Annotated in this window: 18 protein-coding genes; 7 read left to right on the plus strand and 11 right to left on the minus strand. The window is 66.4% G+C overall.

Annotated features, from left to right (window positions below; all coding sequences use genetic code 11):
- Positions 1 to 64 precede the first annotated feature (64 nt).
- From AC4EEO_RS15035 to AC4EEO_RS15045, 3 genes are all read left to right on the plus strand, one after another.
- Complete coding sequence (locus AC4EEO_RS15035; RefSeq protein WP_018762141.1) at positions 65 to 775, plus strand: response regulator transcription factor; 711 nt, start codon at positions 65 to 67, stop codon at positions 773 to 775.
- A gap of 2 nt (positions 776 to 777) precedes the next feature.
- Positions 778 to 2,292 (plus strand): sensor histidine kinase, encoded by a 1,515-nt coding sequence (locus tag AC4EEO_RS15040; protein ID WP_026264691.1) that lies wholly within the window; start codon positions 778 to 780, stop codon positions 2,290 to 2,292.
- 102 nt (positions 2,293 to 2,394) lie between these two features.
- Complete coding sequence (locus tag AC4EEO_RS15045) at positions 2,395 to 2,682, plus strand: WXG100 family type VII secretion target (RefSeq protein WP_018762139.1); 288 nt, start codon at positions 2,395 to 2,397, stop codon at positions 2,680 to 2,682.
- 4 nt (positions 2,683 to 2,686) lie between these two features.
- Here the strand turns inward: AC4EEO_RS15045 and AC4EEO_RS15050 are convergent, their stop codons facing one another.
- On the minus strand, positions 2,687 to 3,802 hold the full coding sequence (locus AC4EEO_RS15050; RefSeq protein WP_133832527.1) for a ribonuclease HI family protein: 1,116 nt from the start codon (positions 3,800 to 3,802) through the stop codon (positions 2,687 to 2,689).
- Positions 3,803 to 4,075: 273 nt separating this feature from the next.
- On the opposite strand from AC4EEO_RS15050, the gene AC4EEO_RS15055 reads away from it, so the two are divergent.
- Positions 4,076 to 5,386 (plus strand): ABC transporter substrate-binding protein, encoded by a 1,311-nt coding sequence (locus AC4EEO_RS15055; protein ID WP_491339192.1) that lies wholly within the window; start codon positions 4,076 to 4,078, stop codon positions 5,384 to 5,386.
- Positions 5,387 to 5,466: 80 nt separating this feature from the next.
- Here the strand turns inward: AC4EEO_RS15055 and groL are convergent, their stop codons facing one another.
- The 5 genes from groL to AC4EEO_RS15080 form a co-directional block, all read right to left on the minus strand.
- On the minus strand, positions 5,467 to 7,101 hold the full coding sequence (gene groL, locus AC4EEO_RS15060) for a chaperonin GroEL (protein ID WP_018762136.1): 1,635 nt from the start codon (positions 7,099 to 7,101) through the stop codon (positions 5,467 to 5,469).
- A 289-nt stretch (positions 7,102 to 7,390) separates the two neighbouring features.
- Positions 7,391 to 8,653: an ABC transporter substrate-binding protein gene (locus AC4EEO_RS15065; RefSeq protein WP_491339193.1), complete on the minus strand. Its 1,263-nt coding sequence runs from the start codon at positions 8,651 to 8,653 to the stop codon at positions 7,391 to 7,393.
- A complete protein-coding gene (locus tag AC4EEO_RS15070) occupies positions 8,650 to 8,856 on the minus strand; it encodes a cold-shock protein (protein WP_123059240.1) in 207 nt (68 codons plus the stop codon). The genes AC4EEO_RS15065 and AC4EEO_RS15070 overlap by 4 nt, the downstream gene beginning before the upstream one ends.
- 162 nt (positions 8,857 to 9,018) lie before the next feature.
- A complete protein-coding gene (locus AC4EEO_RS15075; RefSeq protein ID WP_491339194.1) occupies positions 9,019 to 9,651 on the minus strand; it encodes a LytR C-terminal domain-containing protein in 633 nt (210 codons plus the stop codon).
- A 51-nt stretch (positions 9,652 to 9,702) separates the two neighbouring features.
- Positions 9,703 to 10,032 (minus strand): DUF3263 domain-containing protein, encoded by a 330-nt coding sequence (locus tag AC4EEO_RS15080; protein ID WP_018762132.1) that lies wholly within the window; start codon positions 10,030 to 10,032, stop codon positions 9,703 to 9,705.
- 129 nt (positions 10,033 to 10,161) lie between these two features.
- Between AC4EEO_RS15080 and AC4EEO_RS15085 the strand changes: the two genes are divergently transcribed.
- Both AC4EEO_RS15085 and AC4EEO_RS15090 read left to right on the plus strand, forming a co-directional pair.
- Positions 10,162 to 10,938 carry a uracil-DNA glycosylase gene (locus tag AC4EEO_RS15085; protein ID WP_491339195.1) on the plus strand — a complete coding sequence of 259 codons (777 nt, stop codon included), beginning with the start codon at positions 10,162 to 10,164 and terminating at the stop codon, positions 10,936 to 10,938.
- 9 nt (positions 10,939 to 10,947) lie between these two features.
- Entirely contained in the window at positions 10,948 to 11,787 is an 840-nt protein-coding gene (locus AC4EEO_RS15090) for a siderophore-interacting protein (RefSeq protein ID WP_018762130.1), read from the plus strand.
- Here AC4EEO_RS15090 and AC4EEO_RS15095 read toward each other — a convergent pair.
- From AC4EEO_RS15095 to AC4EEO_RS15105, 3 genes are all read right to left on the minus strand, one after another.
- The gene (locus AC4EEO_RS15095) at positions 11,784 to 13,271 is read right to left on the minus strand and encodes a threonine/serine exporter family protein (protein WP_018762129.1); all 1,488 of its coding nucleotides are present in this window, start codon (positions 13,269 to 13,271) and stop codon (positions 11,784 to 11,786) included. The two genes, AC4EEO_RS15090 and AC4EEO_RS15095, sit on opposite strands and share 4 nt — an antisense overlap.
- Positions 13,272 to 13,305: 34 nt before the next feature.
- Complete coding sequence (locus AC4EEO_RS15100) at positions 13,306 to 14,622, minus strand: peptidoglycan bridge formation glycyltransferase FemA/FemB family protein (protein ID WP_491329350.1); 1,317 nt, start codon at positions 14,620 to 14,622, stop codon at positions 13,306 to 13,308.
- A 128-nt stretch (positions 14,623 to 14,750) separates the two neighbouring features.
- On the minus strand, positions 14,751 to 15,884 hold the full coding sequence (locus tag AC4EEO_RS15105) for a lipid II:glycine glycyltransferase FemX (RefSeq protein ID WP_133832532.1): 1,134 nt from the start codon (positions 15,882 to 15,884) through the stop codon (positions 14,751 to 14,753).
- Between the two features lie 121 nt (positions 15,885 to 16,005).
- Here AC4EEO_RS15105 and AC4EEO_RS15110 point away from each other — a divergent pair, with 121 nt between their 5' ends.
- The gene (locus AC4EEO_RS15110) at positions 16,006 to 16,548 is read left to right on the plus strand and encodes a TspO/MBR family protein (RefSeq protein ID WP_491329349.1); all 543 of its coding nucleotides are present in this window, start codon (positions 16,006 to 16,008) and stop codon (positions 16,546 to 16,548) included.
- 37 nt (positions 16,549 to 16,585) lie between these two features.
- Here the strand turns inward: AC4EEO_RS15110 and AC4EEO_RS15115 are convergent, their stop codons facing one another.
- Positions 16,586 to 18,025: an L-serine ammonia-lyase gene (locus AC4EEO_RS15115; RefSeq protein ID WP_491329348.1), complete on the minus strand. Its 1,440-nt coding sequence runs from the start codon at positions 18,023 to 18,025 to the stop codon at positions 16,586 to 16,588.
- A 70-nt stretch (positions 18,026 to 18,095) separates the two neighbouring features.
- Complete coding sequence (gene gcvT / locus AC4EEO_RS15120) at positions 18,096 to 19,244, minus strand: glycine cleavage system aminomethyltransferase GcvT (RefSeq protein ID WP_133832535.1); 1,149 nt, start codon at positions 19,242 to 19,244, stop codon at positions 18,096 to 18,098.
- Positions 19,245 to 19,274: the final 30 nt, after the last annotated feature.

The following is a 19,274-nucleotide window of genomic DNA, read 5'->3' on the forward strand; positions in this document are numbered from 1 at the left end:
CACCACCATCATGCTCACAACGAATATCCAGACAACTCCCAGAGACTGGGAGCATGATGGGAGCATGAACAAGAACGGTCCCGAAGCCAGGCTGCTCGTCGTCGATGACGAACCCAACATCCGTGAGCTTCTCTCCACGTCCCTCCGGTTCGCAGGCTTTGAAGTTGTCTCCGCAGCCAACGGGCGCGACGCGCTCGCCGCCGCGGACACCCAGGCGCCTGACCTGGCCGTATTGGACGTCATGCTCCCGGATATGGACGGGTTCACCGTTACCCGCCGCCTGCGCGCCGCCGGAAAGCACTTCCCTGTCCTTTTCCTGACAGCGAAGGACGACACGGAAGACAAGGTGACCGGCCTGACCGTTGGCGGCGACGACTACGTCACCAAGCCGTTCAGCCTCGATGAGGTGGTGGCCAGGATCCGCGCGGTGCTGCGCCGGACCCAGCCCCTGCTGGATGACGACGCGATCATCCGGGTTGACGACCTTGAGCTCGACGACGACGCCCACGAGGTCCGCCGCGGCGGCACGGTCATTGAACTTTCCCCCACCGAGTTCAAGCTGCTGCGCTACCTCATGCTCAACCCCAACCGGGTCCTGTCCAAGTCCCAAATCCTGGACCACGTGTGGGAGTACAACTTCAACGGCGATGCCTCCATCGTGGAGTCCTACATTTCCTACCTCCGGCGGAAGGTGGACATCGATCCCGAAGCCCCGGCCCTGATCCAGACCAAGCGCGGCGTGGGCTATGTGCTGCGGACGGCTGAAAAGCGCTGACCTTGTTGAAGCGGTGGAAGTCGGCCTCGCTCAGATCGCAGCTGGTGGCCATGATCATGGCCCTGCTCATCGTGGCCCTGACGGTCACCGGCGCCGTCACCCTCACGTTGCTGCACAGCTACCTCCAGGGCCAGGTGGACGACAAACTTAACGCCGCCGTCGACTCTGCCCGGCAACAGCGCTCGTTCACGCAGTTGCAGGCGCCCAGCCCCATTCCCACCGACTATTCGCTGATGCTCTTCGCCCCCGGCGAGCAGCCGTACACGTTCGGCGGCGACCCCGACGACCATCCGGACATCTCGTCCATCACTGTCGAGCAGGCCCAGGCCCGGCAACTTGCCCCGTTCCAGGTCCGCGGGACGGACGGGCAAAGCTGGCGCGTGGTGGCGGTGACCGTCCAAAACGGCCAAACAACTGCCGTGGTGGTCATCGGGCTGCCCCTGGCGAGCGTGGACGACGTCCTCAAGCACGCCACCCTGGTGGTCACCGGGGTGGGCCTGCTAACGCTGCTGCTGGCCTCCCTCATCGCGAGCTGGACAGTATCGCGCGCGTTCCGGCCGCTGGCACGGGTGGAGAAGACCGCCGCAGCCATCGCCGCCGGTGACCTCTCCCGCCGCGTTGAGGTGGAGAATCCTGCCACCGAGCTGGGCCGGCTGAGCAGCTCACTGAACGCCATGCTGGCCCACATTGAGACCGCATTTGCGGCCCGGACCGCGTCCGAGGCCAGGATGCGCCGCTTCGCCGCGGACGCCTCCCATGAACTCCGCACACCGCTGGTGACCATCCGCGGTTTCTCCGAGCTTTACCGCCATGGCGCCCTGTCCACGGACGAGGACGTGGCCACCGCGATGGGCCGGATCGAAAGCGAAGCCAAGCGCATGGGTTCCATGGTCGAGGACCTGCTCCTGCTGGCCCGCCTGGACGAGCAGCGGCCGTTGCAGCAAAAGCCCGTGGACCTGCAGCTGATCGCCCACGACGCCGTGGTGGACACCCAGGCCAGCGACCGCTCCAGGACCATCTCGCTGGCCGGCCTCAACGGCGGCCCGGCCACGCCTGCCCCGGTGCTTGGGGACGAGGCCAAGCTGCGCCAAGTGGTGGGCAACCTCGTGGGCAACGCGCTGCGCTACACCCCGGACGGCAGCCCCATCGAACTGGCCGTGGGAGTCCGCAGCACTAACGGTGAGGCCCGTTCCATCATCGAGGTACGGGACCACGGGCCCGGCATTTCGGAAGAGGACGCGGCCAAGGTTTTTGAACGGTTCTACCGTGCCGATACGTCCCGCACCCGGGAGACGGGCGGCAGCGGCCTGGGCCTGGCCATCGTGGCCGCCATCGTGGGTTCGCACGGCGGTTCAGTGCGGGTGGAGAAGACCGACGGCGGCGGGGCCACGCTGGTGGTCAGCCTGCCGCACCGTGACGAAGCACCCGCGGATGACGCAGCGGGTGCGGAGGAAGCGGCGGAGGGCGGCGCCGCCCAGCGTGGCGCGGGCAGCGGCAGCTCGGTTATCCACATATAGAGCTCAGGCCATGACTCCGCCCCGCGCGGCTTCCTAGGCTCGTCTCATCAGCCCGGAACCGCCGGGCCGGAGGCGCCTCCCGCCGTACCGAAAGGCATAGCCATGAGCATCATTTCCGTCGACACCGAGCTACTGCAGCTGAAGTCCGCGAACGTACAGTCAACCGTGGACAGGATCAGCGCTGACGTCCAGGCCATGAAGCGTGGCCTGGACGAGCTGCAAGGCTCGTGGCGCGGTGCGGCGGCCAGCAACTTCCAGGCGCTGGTCACCGAGTGGACCATCACCCAGGGCCGGGTGGAAGCGTCGCTGGCCTCCATCAACGCGGCCCTGGCCTCCGCCGCGGCCACGTATGCCCAGGCCGAGCAGGGCAACGCGCAGCGGTTCAGCTGACAGGTCAGGCTTCCGGGGTTCCTTGATGGAACCGCAGCCGCCACCGTTCGCCGTCGAGGACCCACAACGAGCTTCGCAGTGTGGTGCCGGCGCGGGCAAAGCTCCGATACGTCAGCAGGACAGCACCGGGGCCAATGCGCTCAGCGCCCAGAACCTCGATGTCGGTCCTTTCTCCGGGGTCCTCTTCGAGGGCCATCATCATGGCGTCCCGGGTCCACACCCTTCCCGAGCTGCCGATTTCCATGAAGTCCGGGTGGAGGAGGACTGCTGTCCGGCCAATGTCGCCGCGCACCAGCGGGCCCAGCAGTTCACGTTCGAGTTGCTCCACCAGGGCCTCGGGCGCGACCGCACCGGCCTGCTGCGCTGCCTCCGCATCCTCCTGGGCTTCCGTGTCCAATTCGCTGAACAGGTCAAGCTCGTCATAAGCCGATACCGGCTGGGGCATGGCCCGCTGTTTGCCGTTTCCCGCTGCAGGACCTTTTTGGCCGGCCGCTGCCGGGCGGCTGTCCGCACGGGTTGGGCCTGCCTCCGGGCGGCCGGCGGCGGCCGGGCGGGCGGGCGCAGGGGCGGGGATGTCGAGGGTGGCCGGCTGGAGGCCACTGCCGGCCTGAGGCTGCGCCTCAAAGCTGTGCCCGGAGGCGCCCGGATGGTGCGCCCCCGGAAATCCCGGACCAGACCGGGCGGCCACGCCCTGCTGGTAGGCGGTTGCCGCGGCCCGGGCGCGTTCATCGGCGGCCTCGTTCAGGCTGTGGCCGGCATGGCCCTTGACCCATTCGAAGGTATACGTCCGGCCTGCCAGTTCGCGGTCCAGTTCCTTCAGCAGTTCAACGTTCAGGACCGGCTTCCCGTCAGCTTTGCGCCATCCCTTGCGCTTCCACCCGGGCATCCATTTGGTAATGGAGTTGATGACGTACTGGCTGTCACAGAGGATGCGAAGGTCCTCCCCCGGAAGATGCGCGGTGGCCCGCAGCAGATCCAGGACAGCCATCAGCTCCCCTTGGTTATTGGTGCCGTGGGGCCAGCCGCCGGCCCGCCAACAGTTGTCATCCACGTACCAGGCCCAGCCGGCCGGCCCCGGGTTTCCCAAGGCCGAACCGTCAGCCGCTGCAGTAATCGTCACCGGTCCATCCTGCCAGAAGCCAACGACAATGGGCCGCCGCCGTAGCGGCTCAAAGGCCGCCCGGCGGTACCCCGGACGAAGTGCTGGTCCCGCAAGCGCCGGGGCAGCCGGCCCGAAAAACAGCTCAGAAAACGTTTACTGAAACTCTTGACGCAACCCTTCCGCTCACGAAACAATCGCAGAATCACAGTGAGAAAGCGCTTTCCCGCAGAGTCGGGCACCCGCAACGACGTGGGATCGACCCAGCGGCGACAAAATCCGGAAGGAACATCAATGACGAGTCCAGTCTTCAGCCGGCGCAGTTTCCAGCTCGGCGCCGCCACCTTGGCCTTTTCCCTGCTGGCGACAGGCTGCGGAGCTCCCGGCAGTTCCGGGGACAACGCGCAGGTGACCCTGCGGTTCGCATGGTGGGGCAACGAGTACCTGAACGCACAGACCCAGAAGGTCATCGCCGCGTTTGAAGCATCGCACCCGAATATCAAGATCAAGGCGGAGCCGGGCGAATGGGCCAGCTACTGGGACAAACTGGCCACGAAGACAGCTGCCAATGATGCACCGGACGTCATCCAGATGGACCAGAAGTACATTGCCGAATACGGCGGGCGCGGGGCGCTTATGGACCTGTCGAAGCAAAGCGGCATCGACACCTCGAAGCTGGACAAGGAGGCCTTGGCCTCCGGCCAGTATGGTGGCGCCCAGTATGGTCTCAGCACCGGCCAGAATGCCTACGTCATCATGGCCAACACCAAGGTGTTCGACGCTGCAGGCATTCCGCTGCCGGACGACAAGACGTGGACGTGGAAAGACTTCACGGACACCGCAGCCAAGATCAGCGCCGCTGGTGGCGGGAAGAGCTACGGCGCCGCCTATGGCAGCAACGAAGCAGACCTGATCATCTGGCTGCGCCAGCACGGACAGGACCTGTACACGGGTGACGGCGGGCTCGGTTTCGAGACGGCCACCGCCGCGTCCTTCTGGGCACGGCTCAAGGACCAGCGGGACTCCAAGGCCAGTCCCCCTGCCACCATCGCCACCGAGGACGCCGGCGCGGGGCTGGAGGAGAGCCTGTTCGGCACCAACCGGGTGGCCATGGCCTGGTGGTGGACCAACCAGCTGGGCTCCCTGGAGTCCACCACGGGCAGCAGCATCAAGATGCTGCGGGCCCCGAGCATCAGCGGCGCATCGGCCGGCAACGGGATGTACTACAAGCCCACCATGTTCTGGTCGGCTTCGTCCCGGTCCAAGCACCCGCAGCAGGCGGCCGAATTCATCGACTACCTCACGAACAGTCCGGAGGCCGGCGGCATCCTGATGACGGACCGCGGTGTGCCCACCAACAGTGCGATCGTCGCGGGCATTACTCCCTCGCTCAAGCCGGCCGACACCACGGTGGTGGGCTTCCTCAAGGACATAGCACCGGACGTCAAGGGCGCCCCGCCGGTCCCGCCCGTGGGTGCGGGAAGCGTCCAGAACGTCATCAAGCGCTACACGGATGAAGTACTGTACGACCGCCTGACACCGCAGGCAGCCGCGGACGCCTTCAAGAAGGAAGTCGAAGGGATGCTGGCTTCCGCCAGGAAGTAGCCTTTGGAACATAAAAATGCGGCCCCCTCCCAAGGAGGGGGCCGCATTTTGTGTCAGCGGGACAGGTCCCGGCAGTGGGCTTAGAAGCCGCCCATGCCGCCCATGCCGCCCATGTCGTCTCCACCGGCGGGAGCAGAAGCCTTCTCGGGCTTGTCTGCCACTACGGCTTCGGTGGTGAGGAACAGGCCGGCGATGGACGCCGCGTTCTGCAGCGCAGAGCGGGTGACCTTGACCGGATCATTCACGCCGGCTGCCAGCAGGTCGACGTACTCGCCGGTGGCTGCGTTCAGGCCGTGGCCTGCGGGCAGGCCGCGGACCTTGTCGACAACCACGCCGGGCTCGAGGCCGGCGTTGAAGGCGATCTGCTTCAGCGGGGCGTCAATGGCAACGCGGACGATGTTGGCGCCCGTTGCTTCGTCGCCGGAGAGCTGCAGGTTGGCAAATGCCTTGGCACCGGCCTGGATGAGGGCAACACCGCCACCGGCGACGATGCCTTCTTCAACCGCAGCCTTGGCGTTGCGGACGGCGTCCTCGATGCGGTGCTTGCGTTCCTTGAGCTCAACCTCGGTGGCGGCACCGGCCTTGATGACTGCAACGCCGCCGGCCAGCTTGGCCAGGCGTTCCTGCAGCTTCTCGCGGTCGTAGTCGGAGTCCGAGTTCTCGATCTCGGCGCGGATCTGGGATACGCGGCCGGCGATCTGGTCGGCGTCGCCTGCACCCTCGACGATGGTGGTCTCGTCCTTGGTGACAACAACCTTGCGGGCCTGGCCCAGCAGTTCGAGGCCTGCGGTCTCGAGCTTAAGGCCGACTTCCTCGGAGATGACCTGGCCGCCGGTGAGGACGGCGATGTCTGCCAGCTGTGCCTTGCGGCGGTCGCCGAAGCCCGGGGCCTTGACGGCAACGGACTTGAAGGTGCCACGGATCTTGTTGACGATCAGGGTGGCCAGGGCCTCGCCCTCGATGTCTTCGGCGATGATCAGCAGCGGCTTGTTGGACTGCATGACCTTTTCGAGGACAGCAACCAGTTCCTTGACGTTGGAGATCTTGGAGTTGACGATCAGGATGTACGGATCCTCGAGGACCGTTTCCTGGCGCTCGGCGTCGGTGACGAAGTAGGCGGAGATGTAGCCCTTGTCGAAGCGCATGCCTTCGGTGAGTTCAAGCTCCAGGCCGAAGGTGTTGGACTCCTCGACCGTGATGACGCCTTCCTTGCCGACCTTGTCCAGGGCTTCGGCGATGAGGGCACCAATTTCGTCGTCACCGGCGGAGATGGAGGCGGTGGCCGCGATCTCTTCCTTGGTTTCGATTTCCTTGGCGGAGGCCAGGAGTTCGCGGGTGACGGCTTCAACGGCCTTCTCGATGCCGCGCTTGAGGGACAGCGGGTCGGCTCCGGCGGCAACGTTGCGCAGGCCTTCCTTGACCAGCGCCTGGGCCAGCACCGTCGCAGTCGTGGTACCGTCGCCGGCGACGTCGTCCGTCTTCTTGGCAACTTCCTTGACCAGCTCTGCGCCGATCTTCTCGTAGGGGTCGTCCAGCTCGATCTCCTTGGCGATGGAAACACCATCGTTGGTGATCGTGGGGGCGCCCCACTTCTTTTCGAGGACGACGTTGCGTCCACGCGGGCCGAGGGTGACCTTAACGGCGTCGGCGAGGGTGTTCAGGCCACGCTCAAGGCCGCGGCGTGCCTCTTCATCAAATGCAATGATCTTGGCCATAACGGCAGTAGTCCTTTCGGGACAGTCGTTAAGAATGAACCTTCGCTGCAGTGCCCGCGACGGACGATCCTTCGACAGCGGCCTCTGTATGCCTCCGCCTGGGGATCTCACTGAAGTGAGGTGTTTCTTTCGCTCTTCGACCGGTGCCTTGCGCGGCCGGCCGGAACCGGGCGTTGCTTAGCAGTCGGTACGTCAGAGTGCTAACTCCATAATTAGCACTCCCCCGGTGAGAGTGCAAGCGAAAAGACACCGGAGGGGCTGCTGGCGGCGGTCGCTTCGCCGAGGGCGATCAGCCCTGATGTCCGGCTGTCTCCCGGCCGCTCGGAGTGGGCAGGTTGTCCGGCCCGTATGTAAAGACGGAGAAGGACGCCACGGTGATATCCCCGTTCGCGTCGAAGGCAATGGGGCCCGACTCGCCGTCGTAATTGATGTCCGGGCCGGCAGCCAAACCGCCCAGGCACGCCTTGTAGGTCACGCACGGCGCAGCGGCCGTTCCGGCGCCTGGTGCCGCTGTTCCGCCCGATACCGGGATCAGGTTGGCGGCGATCGAGCGGCCGGCGTCGTCCTGCGCGCGGGCCGCTGCCAGCGCGGCCAGGGTCACGGCGTCGTAGGTCTCGGCAGCGTAGGAGACGTCCTTCAGCGACGGGTCCACCGCCAGGAGTTTTTGCTGGAAGGCGGCGGAAGGCAGCTGTCCCGGTACCACCGCGCGGGCGCCATCCAAGACCTTGGAACCGAGGCCTGAGCCGTAGCGGGCGAAAGCGCCGTCGCTCATGACGATGCGTGAACCGCCAACGCCGGTACCGTTCAGCGCGGCCAGTGCGCCTTGGGCGCCCTCACGGGCTATCAGGACGACGGCGTCCGGCTTGGCTTTGGCGATGGAGCTTGCCGCCGCGGCGTCCCCGGTCGTGAAGCCGGCACCGGGAAGGACGCTAAGCCCGGACTGCTTTGCCGCTTCCGTGACGGCGGCCTGCAGGTCCTTGCCGTAGGTGCCTTCCTGGTACAGCACGCTGACGGTGGCAGCCCCGGCGTCCTTGGCGAGTTTGGCCAACACAGGCCCTTGCGCGACGTCGGCCGCCGCGGTGCGGAAGTAGTAGCCGCCGCTGGCCATTCCGGTCAGGCCGGCAGCGGTGTTGGCCGGGGAGATGAGCGGTATGTGCGCGCGGGACAGGACGCCTACGGCTGCCTCCGCATGGCTGGAGTCGGTGGGTCCGATGACCACGTCCGCCTTGGCGGCGAGCAGGGCTTTTGCCTGCCCGGCGGTGTCCTGTTCCAGGTGTGCGGGCAGCAGTTCGACGGGACGGCCCTTGTGTCCCCCGGCTGCGTTGATGTCCTGGACGGCCAGCTTGGCGGCGGCGAGCTGTGGCTGGTTCAGGAAAGCGTTGCCGCCGGTGTTGTCCAGGACCAGGCCCACCCGGAGGACGCCGTCGCCGGATGCCTCGGCGGATTCCACCCGGGCGTTTCCGCGTGTCCCGGAGCAGGCTGTGGCGCCGAGAACGGCTGCCAGGGAAACGGCCAGGGCAGTGCGGACGGCGGGACGGTGCTTCGGCTTCACTCGGCGGGCCGGACGTTTTCCGCCTGCGGGCCCTTGTCGCCCTCGCCGACCTCCAGCTGCACCCGTTGTCCTTCCTCAAGGGCCCGGTAGCCTTCGCCCCGGATCGCAGACCAATGGACAAAGATGTCATCACTGGAGCCGTCAACGGTGATGAAGCCGTAGCCTTTTTCAGCGTTGAACCATTTGACGGTTCCCAGTGCCATGGTGACCAACTCTTTTCCGTTGCGGCCGGGTGGGCCGGTGCTGTTGCGTGCAGCCCCGCGGGCCGTGGCCTGGAATCACTCTAGCCAAAGGCCGCCACGGGCCGCAGGCTGCGGCAGGCCCCGGGCCGGGAACGTTATGCAGGCGTAACTGAGGCCGGCCGGTTACCGGTACCCGGGGCCCAGGACCACCACGAGCGGCACCTGGAACTCGGTGCTGCTGACGACCGTGGGGATGTTCAACAGTGCGGCGAGCTCCTGGGCACTGGCCAGTTGCTGGGGACCGGCGTAGTAGATCACGGAGGATTTCTGCGGTGCGCCGGACCAGTTGCCTACCTGTCCGAGCTTCCAGCCGTCAGCCTGGACTGTTCCGCCAATGCGGCTGGCCAGCCCGGCGGTACCGGCCGCGTTGTAGACGGCCACTGCCTGCGTCCGGTCGACGACGGCCTGCTGGGTGGCCGACTGCGTCGGCTCCGGGCTGCCGCTTGGGGACGGCCCGGCGGTGGCCGAAGGTTCTGAAGCGGCCGGGGGCGTGGTTGCCTGCGTGGTGGACGGGGTGGATCCGGTACCCGCCAACGCGGTGGATTCCACACTGGCAAAGGCCTCGGTTGCCGTGGCGTTGAACCCCAGCTTGGGGAGGATCAGGAAAGACACCAGCCCGATCGCCAGCGCTGCGACGCCCACGGCGAGGATGGGCCACAGCCGCACCCGGGACGGGGCCGAGGCCGTCCGGTGGACACCTTGTCGCGACGCGGCCTCGGGGACCTTGTCGAATTCATCGCGGGCGTATTTGGTCATGGTGGAAGGACATCCTTGTTGATTGCTGCCAGGGTCCCGGCCTGGGGCGTGCTAAGCGTCGGATCCCAGGCGGCGGGCGGTGCGTGCACGGTGGCGCGACGTACGTAGTCTACGCAATCTCTTGACCAGCATGGGATCGTGGGCCAGGGCATCCTCGCGGTCGATCAGGGCATTGAGGAGCTGGTAGTAATGGGTTGCGGAGAGGTCGAACAGCTCCCGGATGGCCTGTTCCTTGGCCCCCGCGTACTTCCACCACTGCCGCTCCAGCGCCAGCATCTGCTGTTCGCGCTCGGTGAGGGAGGAGTCACGGAGCAGAAAATCCGCCAGCAGGGAATTCCGTGGATCCTGCTCCGGCAGGTGTTCCCGGGCCGGTTCCGCCACGGCACACTCCTTCGCTGGTTACGGTAAATGTCTTACCCCCATGCTAGCGGGCGAATCACAGGAGTGTCATTCGGCCCGGCCGTCGACGCACTTTCCCGACCGGCGGGCTCCTGCTGCAAGAATGGACCGATGTTTGAATCGGATGCGTTGTTCGACCTGCAGCAGGACCCGGCGGACGCCACCCGCTTCAGCGACCTGGCCAAGTTGCCCCTGGCGGAGCTCATGGCGCCTGACTGGGCGGCGGCGCTGCAGGGCGTCGAAGCGAAGCTGCGGTCGGTGCTGGACTTCCTTGCCGGCGAAGAGGCGGCCGGGCACCAGGTCCTCCCGCCGCCGTCGAACGTCCTGCGCGCGTTCCGCCAGCCGCTCGCCGGCGTGAAAGTCCTCATTGTGGGGCAGGACCCCTACCCCACGCCGGGGCACGCCGTCGGCCTTTCCTTTTCCGTGGACGCGCGCACGCGCCCGCTCCCCCGCAGCCTGGCGAACATCTACCGTGAACTCGAATCCGACCTGGGCATTTCCCCGCGCGTCCACGGCGACCTGTCCGCCTGGGCGGATCAGGGAGTCCTGCTCCTGAACCGGGTGCTCACCGTCCGGGCGGGGTCCGCCGGCTCCCACCGCGGCAAGGGCTGGGAGGACATTACGACGGCGGCAGTCACGGCAGTGGCCGGACGTCGGGCCGCGGACGGGTCCAGGACGCCCCTGGTAGCCGTCTTGTGGGGCAAGGAGGCGGAGGGGGTAAGGCCCCTCCTTGCCGGTGCGCCCGTCGTCGCCAGCGCGCACCCCAGTCCGTTATCCGCCTCGCGCGGCTTCTTTGGTTCCCGGCCATTCAGCCGTGTGAACGAGCTGCTGCGGGAACAGGGTGCGCCGGACGTAACCTGGGAGCTCCCGCCGGCGCCCCTGGCTTAGGCTTGCCTGATGAGCACTGTCCCCGCCGCCACCAGCGCTACGAAAAACAACCGCCCCCAGGTCAACCTGACGGTACTGCGCAAAGAGCAGTTGTCCCCGCACATGGTCCGGGTCATCGCAGGTGGGGACGGATTCAGGGACTTCGTCAACAACGCATTCGTGGACCGTTATGTAAAGATCGTGTTCCCACAGCCCGGCGTGGACTATCCCTCCCCCCTGGATCTGTGGACGGTCCGGGAAACCATGCCGCGCGAGCAGTGGCCGTATACCCGCACCTACACGCTCCGCTGGGTGGATCCCGGGGCCAAGGAGCTCGCCATCGACTTCGTGGTCCATGGCGACGAAGGCCTGGCCGGTCCGTGGGCGGCCAACGCCCGGCCCGGCGAGACGCTCACCTTTACCGGCCCGGGCGGTGCGTACAACCCCAATCCCGAGGCTGACTGGTATCTGTTCGCCGGTGATGAGGCCGCCCTGCCGGCCATTGCCGCGTCCATCGAGGCACTTCCTCCCACCGCAGTGGGGCTGGCCTTCCTGGAAGTCGGGGCCGAGGCCGACATCCAGCCCCTGAACGCTCCGGCCGGACTCGAGGTCCGGTGGCTGGTCCGCGGCGAAGTCCCGGCGGGCTCGAGCACGTTGCTGGTGGATGCCGTGGCGGGCGCGGAGTGGCCTGCCGGCACCGTGGATGTCTTTGCCCACGGCGAGCGGGGCTACATGAAGTCCCTGCGCGAGGTCTTCTTCAAGCAGCGCGGCCTGGAGCGGCGCCAGGTGTCATTGTCCGGGTACTGGGCGCAGGGCCGCGTGGAAGACGTGTTCCAGGCAGAGAAGAAGTTGCCGGTAGGGCAAATCTAGCGCCGCCGGGCGCGGCGGCGCTCGTTGCTCGCCAGGCTGCGGGTCAGGGGCCTGGCCAGCACGTCGCCCAGGACGATCCCGCCGGCTGTTCCCAGCACGATGGCGCCGGCGCTGAGCATGCCGCCCGCGCCGTTCAGGATTTCCGATTCCTCGACCGTGAGCACATACATGGACCGGAAGATGGTGAGCCCTGGCAGCAGGATCAGCGCCGCGGGCACAGCCACCACCAGCTGCGGCGCGCCCATCCGCAGTGCCACCACACGTGCCAGGAGGCCGATGACAACGGCCGCCAGCGCCGGGGCGAAGCGGTCCCCGATCCCCAGCAGGCCGCCGCCCAGCAGCACCAGGTAGCCTGCCACGCCCACTCCCGCCGTTGGCAGCAGGAGCTGCCAGGTGGTCTGCTCGGTGATGCCGATGGCCATCACCGCAGCGGCCACGAACAGGATAAGGACCCACAGATCGTAGGCGGGTGGGAAGGTCTGCGTGACGTCGATCCGCTGCAGCCCTGTCAGCTCCCCCACCACGAAGGCCACGGCAATGCCGGCCACGATCGCACCGAAGGTCAGCAGGGTTGACAGGAACCGGCCCGCGGCGGTGACCGGGAAGCCGTTGATGGCGTCCTGTACGGACGAGACCAGCCGTCCGGTGGGCAGCAGCAGCAGGATGCCGCCCACCACCACGATCGACGGTGACGCGGTGAGGCCGAACTGCCAGAGCAGCAAGGCAAGGATGGTGACGACGAACGAGCAGCTGGCCGTGGTGAAGAAGTCCGGGACCCGCCAGCGGCCCAGTTGCCGGGCCAGCAGGCTGATCCCGATGTTGGCTACGAACGCGATGGCCGAGGACACCACGCCGCCGCCCAGCACACCGACGAACACGGCGGCGAAGACACCGAATGCGGCGGTGACCATCCAGCGCGGATACGGTTTGGGACTGGTGATGGCCTCGTTGAGCCTGCGGATGGCTTCCTCGCGGCCCACGCCGCCAGCCACGATGTCCGTGACCAGCTGGTGGACTTTGGCCAGGCCGGCGTAGTTGTTGGTCCAGGACCGCACCACGCGCAGCAGGGCGATGGGCGTCTGGTCCTTGGGGGCGTAATTGATGCCCACGGACTGGTTGGTGATGTCCACCTCGATGTTCTTCAGGCCCAGGGCGGCCGTAACGGCGATGATGCTGGTCTCCACCTCCAGGGCGCCCGCCCCATAGCGGAACATGGTCTCTGCCAGGTGGAGCGCGAAGTCCAGGGTCTTGCGGGCCGATGTGTCCACACCGCCCACCTGGATGGTGGGGTTGGCGTAGGGGCTGCCCGCCAGGCGGTCCACGATGCTCAAGGGGGCGGTGGGCGGGTTCTCGCCCTGCACCAGGCGCCGCAGCATCCTCCGGGCGGCTGCGTCCTGCCGCATCTGGGCAGGGGTCAGCGGCTCAGTCTTGGGCAGGCCGTCAGTCTTCGGCCTGGACCCTGGCCGTTCGTGCCGGTCGGTCATGCCCGGTTCCTCCCTCTGCGCGGTGTGTGGACGGTCAGGCTGCGCGCTTCAGTGGCAGCTTGCCAAGCAGGGTACGGGCAGCGGCGGCGGCTGATCTGGCCAGCCGGTTGGCATGGAAGACCGCGGGCCGTACGGGCATGGTGAAGTCGCCCACCAGCTGGACCACTTCGCCGCCGAATCCCTTCTTGAATTCGTAGCCGCCGTGCCCCTCCTCGTCCTGTCCGGAGATGCCGAACGTGCCGTAGAAGTTGTACCGCGGGTATTCCTTCTCCAGGGCGTGCAGCATCATGCCCCAGTACAGTGAGGTGGCGCCGTTGAAGTAGATGTAGTCCTGGACGGTGCCGCCGATCACGCACACCACCTCATCGCCGTAGCAGACGAAGTGGATGGCTGCCACGGTGGCGGTCCCGACCGAATCCGGGAACCTCTCGATGTCCTTGAGGCTCCGCTCGTAGCTGTCCACGAGGTCCTGGACCACTTTGAGCCGGTTGGCTTTCTTCTTGCTGCCCGTTTCTTCCACTTCACGCCGGAGCTCCGCGGCGGTGGCAGACTCAGCTGCCAGGCGCTCGGTGATGGATTTCCGGTACGCGGGGATGTCGATCTTGGCCATCATGAGCTTGGTGAATTCCGCCGAGGTGGTCCTGAGCAGGTGCTCGTAGTAGGCGCGCTCGCGGTAGGTGAATCCCTTTTCGTCCCCGGCCCGGCTCAACGCCCCGTAGAAGTCGTCCAGGGTTTCCAGCGTGGCCTGTTCCAGGAAGACGCCGTTCTTTTCGGCCTTGCGGATGGCCTTCCGGGTCCGGTAACTGGTGCCCATGATGAGTTCTTCGGCGTCCTGGATTCCGACGAGGCTCTTGATGAACATCCAGTTCACGTTGACGAAGTTCATATCCAGGCCCTGGTGCCGGAACCCGAGCCGCTCCAGGTCCGCCACGAGCGGACGGTTGTCCTCGACGTCCGGGTGCTCGGCGCCGTCGGCGTCCCGTGCGATGTACCTGATGTTCGGGGAGATCCGCAGTTCAGCGGCTTTGCGGCCGGCGGCGTGCTTGCGGAGGAGTTCGACGACGCCACTCACCAGGTTGCGGTCCTCGTAGTCCATGAGGGGGCCCTTGGCGCATTCGCAGATGGTGTAGCCAAGCCTGGTGGTCGAGTAGTTGAGCTTGCCGGCGGCGACGAGTTCGCCGCCGCGCCGGACGCCGAAGAGTTCCACCTGCTGGCCCCGGGCGCGCTGGAAACGGGCAAAGTCGATGGACTGCAGGAAGCTGTTTTGCGGGTGCTTTACGGCGAAGGCCTCAAACTCGGCGTCGCTGAGCGTGGCATATTCAAGTCCGGTAGCGGCGGAAACAGGATTCAAGGGGTGACCTTCTTCGGGACTCTTCGCGGCCTGGTGGGCACGCGCTGGGCGGACGGTGTTCGGGGCGGGCTGCACGGGACGTACGGTCCGGCCGTGGGCTGCGGTGGATGCATCCCACGGGATGCCGGTCAGTAGAACTGCTGGCCGGTCCGGGCGGTTTCAATCCGGCGGAGCACCTTTTCGCCGCCACTGGTCCAGAGCTTGTGGCGCAGCGGGGAAAGGACGTAGTCGTAGCAGCCCACAAAGTCGGTGACGGTCTTGGTGAAGCTGGTCTTGAACATTCCCATCCCGTACAGGTTGTGGGTTTTGTCCTTGATCCGGGCCGCAGGCGGGGTGCCGCAAAAGTCGTATTCGGTGCAGCCGAGTTCCTGCATGCGGCGGATGGCTTCCCACTGCACCAAATGCGAGTCGCCGTACTGCTTGCGGTTTTGGGTGGACCCGCCGTCCTTGTAGGTTGCCTTGGCACCGTAGTTGATCACGAAGGCTCCGACGCTGGGCCTTCCATCCTCATAGACGAAGAAGAAGTTGCCTTGGCCACGGTTGCAGAATTCGTCCCAGAACTTGGCGTAGTAGTCGTAGCTGCGCAGGGGCATGGAGCCCTTGGCGTTGACGGTGTCTGCCATCAGGTCGTAGAGGGCGCGGTAGGTTTCCGGGCCTTGTTCCTGCCGTACCACCTGGCAGCCTTCGCGTTCGGCGCGCCGGATGGCGTTCCGGGCGCGCGAGGAGATCGCTTTGAACACGTCCTCGCTGCTGCCGGAAATGTCCAGCAGCGCGGTGGAGTCGTTGGACTGGATATTGGGGGCTTTGACAAGGCCCGCGGCCTGGATGTCCCGGTGCGCCTCGGCGGTGTCGATGATGTCCGGTTCCACCTTGATGGTAAAGACGTTCAGTTTCCGGCTGCGGGCAAAGGCCGCGCAGGCTTCGAGGGCGGCTTTCAGGTCCGCGGCGGCGGCAACGTCAGGGCCTTTGATGAGATACCAGAGCCGACCCAGGACCGGAAATGACTTTTCCAGGACCAGGTTGTAACTGGAGTTTCCCGGGGCTTCCAGGACAAGGAAGCGGACTTTCCAGCCGGACCCGTTCTTGACCGATGCGTAGGCGGCGGACTGCAGCATGTTGCCGCCGTTGGGGTTGGCCGTGACGTGCTTGTCCCAGTTCTCAATTTCCTCGGCTGTGGCAAAACGTGCGGTGAATTCTCGCAAGGGGGCCGTGTCCAATCGGGTTTGTGCGCGGTTTCGGTGGGTCTGGATGCGTGCGGACATGCAGCATCAAGTCTAAAGCCTCAGCCGCTGGAGCCTTTCTCCCGGCGATGCCTGGCATGGCGCCGACCGTCCACGGGGCGGCGCCTTGACGGGGCTGCCCCGGGTCCGCAAGGGTTGGAGGATGAGGCCGGACCGGGACCAGAGCAGCACTTCCGCGGAGCGCGGACGGCCCTATGGCGCCGGGATCCAAATCGCCGGGCTCGCCGCCTTCCTGGTGGCGTCCTTGCTGGTGGCGGCGCTGGGCGGATTGGCGTCGGCCAGCAACGTCAACGGCTGGTATGCAACGGCGGACAAGGCGCCATGGTCTCCGCCCAACGGCGTGTTTGGCCCGGTGTGGGGAATCCTCTACACGGCGATGGCTGTTGCCGGCTGGCTGGTGTGGCGCAAACGGACGGAGCGGACCCGGAGCGCCCTCACCGCCTACGGGATCCAGTTGCTCCTTAACCTTGCCTGGACCCCTGCGTTCTTTGCCCTCTACCCCGTTTTTGGAACCGTTGCACTGTGGTTTGGGCTTGGCATCATCCTGGCGCTCATTGCCGCCGTCGGAGTCACCGTTCTCTATTTTGGTCCCATCAGCCGGACCGCCGGGTTACTCCTGCTGCCGTACATTTCCTGGCTGGTGTTTGCCGCCTCCTTGAACTGGTGGGCCGCCGCCTACAACTAGGGAGTGGGCGCCGGGTTCCGGGAAGAGGCGCCTGCGGTCAGCATTCGACGACGTTGACGGCGAGGCCGCCCATGGCGGTTTCCTTGTATTTGTGGGACATGTCCTTGCCGGTTTCGCGCATGGTGATGATGACTTCGTCCAGGGAGACCCGGTGGGTCCCGTCGCCCCAGAGCGCCATTTTCGCGGCGTTGATCGCTTTCGCGGCAGCGATCGCGTTCCGTTCGATGCAGGGCACCTGCACCAGCCCGCCGATCGGGTCGCAGGTCAGGCCCAGGTTGTGTTCCATTGCGATCTCAGCGGCGTTCTCCACCTGCGCCGGGGTGCCCCCCATGACCTCGGCCAGGCCAGCGGCGGCCATCGAGGACGCGGACCCCACCTCGCCCTGGCAGCCGACCTCGGCCCCGGAAATCGAGGCTTGTTCCTTGTAAAGGACTCCCACGGCGGCGGCGGCGAGCAGGAATTTGACCACGACGTCATCGCGGTCAGCGCCGGTGGCTTTGTCCATGCCGGGAGCGAAGTGCAGGGCGTAGAACAACACCGCAGGGATGATCCCGGCTGCCCCGTTCGTCGGGGCGGTGACCACCCGGCCGCCGGACGCGTTTTCCTCGTTCACGGCCAACGCCACCAAGTTAACCCACTCCTGCCAATACCGGGGATCGAACGGGCCCGCGTCCCACGCGGCGTCCTGGTCCGTGTCCTGCCCGTCGGCGCATTCCTTCTTCAACCGCTCAAACCAGTCAGGGGCGCGGCGGCGGACCTTCAAGCCGCCCGGCAACACCCCCTCACGCTTCAACGAGGCCGCCACGCAGGCTTCCATCACGGACCAGATGTGCAGCAACCCGGCCCGGATCTCCTCCTCCCCGCGGGAGGCTTTTTCGTTCACCAGCATCACATCAGCGATTCCCAGCCCGGTCGCTGCGCAGTGCTCCAGCAGTTCCGCGGCGGTCCGGAACGGCAGCGGAAGCTCCTTCTTGGACTCCTCCAGTTCCTGCCGGGCCGCGTCTTCCTCACCCTCCCGGACGATGAACCCGCCACCGACCGAGAAGAAGGTCGCGGTATGCACCACGGCACCGTCAGCGTCCGTGACGGTGAACGTCATCCCGTTCGTGTGCCGCGGCAGGACGGTTAACGGCCGCAACACCATGTCCTTCACCCCATAGGGCAGCGGGACGGCGCCGGCGAGGTTCAAGGTCCCGGTCCCGGCAATGCCGGCCAGCCGCTCCTCCACCTCCGCCGGGAGGATCAACTCCGGATGAAACCCCTCCAAGCCCAGCAGGATCGCGGTCATCGTCCCGTGCCCATGACCGGTGGCCGCCAACGAGCCATACAAATCCACCCGCAACGACGCCACGTGAGCCAGCACCCCCGAGGCCTTGAGTTCCTCCGCAAAAACGGCAGCAGCCCGCATCGGCCCCACAGTATGAGACGACGAAGGCCCGATCCCGATCGAAAACAGATCAAAAACGCCAACAGCCATGCGATTGGTTCCTAACTAAAACGGGTGGTGGGGCGGGGTTTCGACAAGCGAAACTCCCGGCTGTCCGGCGCTATTTTTGGCGCTTGTAGAACGGGAGGCCGACGACTTCGAAGGGTTCGGCCTTACCGCGAAGGTCGACTTCGAGGGAAGTTCCCGGCGCCGAATGCTCCACGTCGACGTAGGCCATGGCGATGGGGTAGCCCAGAGTGGGCGAAGGCTGGCCGGAGGTGACCTCACCGACGGTGGCGCCGTCTTTCAGGACCGGGTAGTGCGCGCGGCCGGCCCGGCGTCCCCGGCCCTTAAGCCCCACGAGGCGGCGGCCGGAGGTGCTGCCTGCACCGGCTTCCTTCTTGGCTGCCAGCGCGGCCTTCCCGACAAAGTCGCCTTCCTTGGACAGCGCGACGACGGCGCCCAGGCCGGCGGCGAACGGGTCGCCGTCCAGCGAGAGTTCGTTGCCGTAGAGCGGCATTCCCGCTTCGAGGCGGAGGGAGTCGCGGGACGCGAGCCCTGCGGGGGTGAGCTGGCCCTCGTCGGCAATGGCGATCAGCGCCTGCCAGAGGCCCGGGGCGTCCCCGTTGTCCACGAAGATCTCGAAGCCGTCCTCGCCGGTGTACCCGGTCCGGGCCAGCAGCAGGTCCAGGCCCGCACCGCCCACCAGGAAGGGGACCTCGACGGCGGCGTAGTACTTCAGCCCTGTCACCAGGGAATGCCGGGCTGCCGGGACCAGCCGCAGCAGGATCGATTCTGCTGCCGGGCCTTGGACGGCGATCAGTGACGTGCGGGCTGAGGCGTCCTCCACCTTCACGTCGAACCGGGCGGCACGTTCCTGCAATGCTGCCGCGACGGTGTCTGCGTTTCCTGCGTTGGGGACCACCAGGAAGACGTCGGTGCCGTCCGGCGCTGCCGGCCGGCGGTAGGTGATGAGGTCGTCGATGATGCCGCCATCGGCGTTGCAGATCAGCGAGTACTTTGCCTTGCCCACGGCCATGGCGGAGATCTTGCCCGCCAGGGCGTAGTCCAGGAACGCGGCGGCCTCGGGGCCGGTCACCCAGACTTCTCCCATGTGGGAGAGGTCGAACAGCCCGGCGGCCTTGCGGACCGCGTGGTGTTCGGCCAGTTCGGAGCTGTACTTCAGCGGCATCTGCCAGCCGCCAAAGTCCGTGAAGGAGGCGCCGAGCTTTTTATGCTCGTCGTAGAGCGCGGTGTACTTCTCAGTCATTGAAAGTCCTTTGGGAGCGGTGGTTGAGCT

The organism is Pseudarthrobacter sp. MOO13 (genome assembly GCF_058267655.1).

Coding starts and splice junctions, on each gene's coding strand:
- AC4EEO_RS15035 (WP_018762141.1), top strand. CDS start 65: ATGAACAAGAACGGTCCCGAAGCCAGGCTGCTCGTCGTCGATGACGAA.
- AC4EEO_RS15045 (WP_018762139.1), top strand. CDS start 2,395: ATGAGCATCATTTCCGTCGACACCGAGCTACTGCAGCTGAAGTCCGCG.
- AC4EEO_RS15055 (WP_491339192.1), top strand. CDS start 4,076: ATGACGAGTCCAGTCTTCAGCCGGCGCAGTTTCCAGCTCGGCGCCGCC.
- groL (WP_018762136.1), bottom strand. CDS start 7,101: ATGGCCAAGATCATTGCATTTGATGAAGAGGCACGCCGCGGCCTTGAG.
- AC4EEO_RS15070 (WP_123059240.1), bottom strand. CDS start 8,856: ATGGCACTGGGAACCGTCAAATGGTTCAACGCTGAAAAAGGCTACGGC.
- AC4EEO_RS15075 (WP_491339194.1), bottom strand. CDS start 9,651: ATGACCAAATACGCCCGCGATGAATTCGACAAGGTCCCCGAGGCCGCG.
- AC4EEO_RS15085 (WP_491339195.1), top strand. CDS start 10,162: ATGTTTGAATCGGATGCGTTGTTCGACCTGCAGCAGGACCCGGCGGAC.
- AC4EEO_RS15090 (WP_018762130.1), top strand. CDS start 10,948: ATGAGCACTGTCCCCGCCGCCACCAGCGCTACGAAAAACAACCGCCCC.
- AC4EEO_RS15095 (WP_018762129.1), bottom strand. CDS start 13,271: ATGACCGACCGGCACGAACGGCCAGGGTCCAGGCCGAAGACTGACGGC.
- AC4EEO_RS15105 (WP_133832532.1), bottom strand. CDS start 15,884: ATGTCCGCACGCATCCAGACCCACCGAAACCGCGCACAAACCCGATTG.
- AC4EEO_RS15110 (WP_491329349.1), top strand. CDS start 16,006: ATGAGGCCGGACCGGGACCAGAGCAGCACTTCCGCGGAGCGCGGACGG.
- AC4EEO_RS15115 (WP_491329348.1), bottom strand. CDS start 18,025: ATGGCTGTTGGCGTTTTTGATCTGTTTTCGATCGGGATCGGGCCTTCG.
- gcvT (WP_133832535.1), bottom strand. CDS start 19,244: ATGACTGAGAAGTACACCGCGCTCTACGACGAGCATAAAAAGCTCGGC.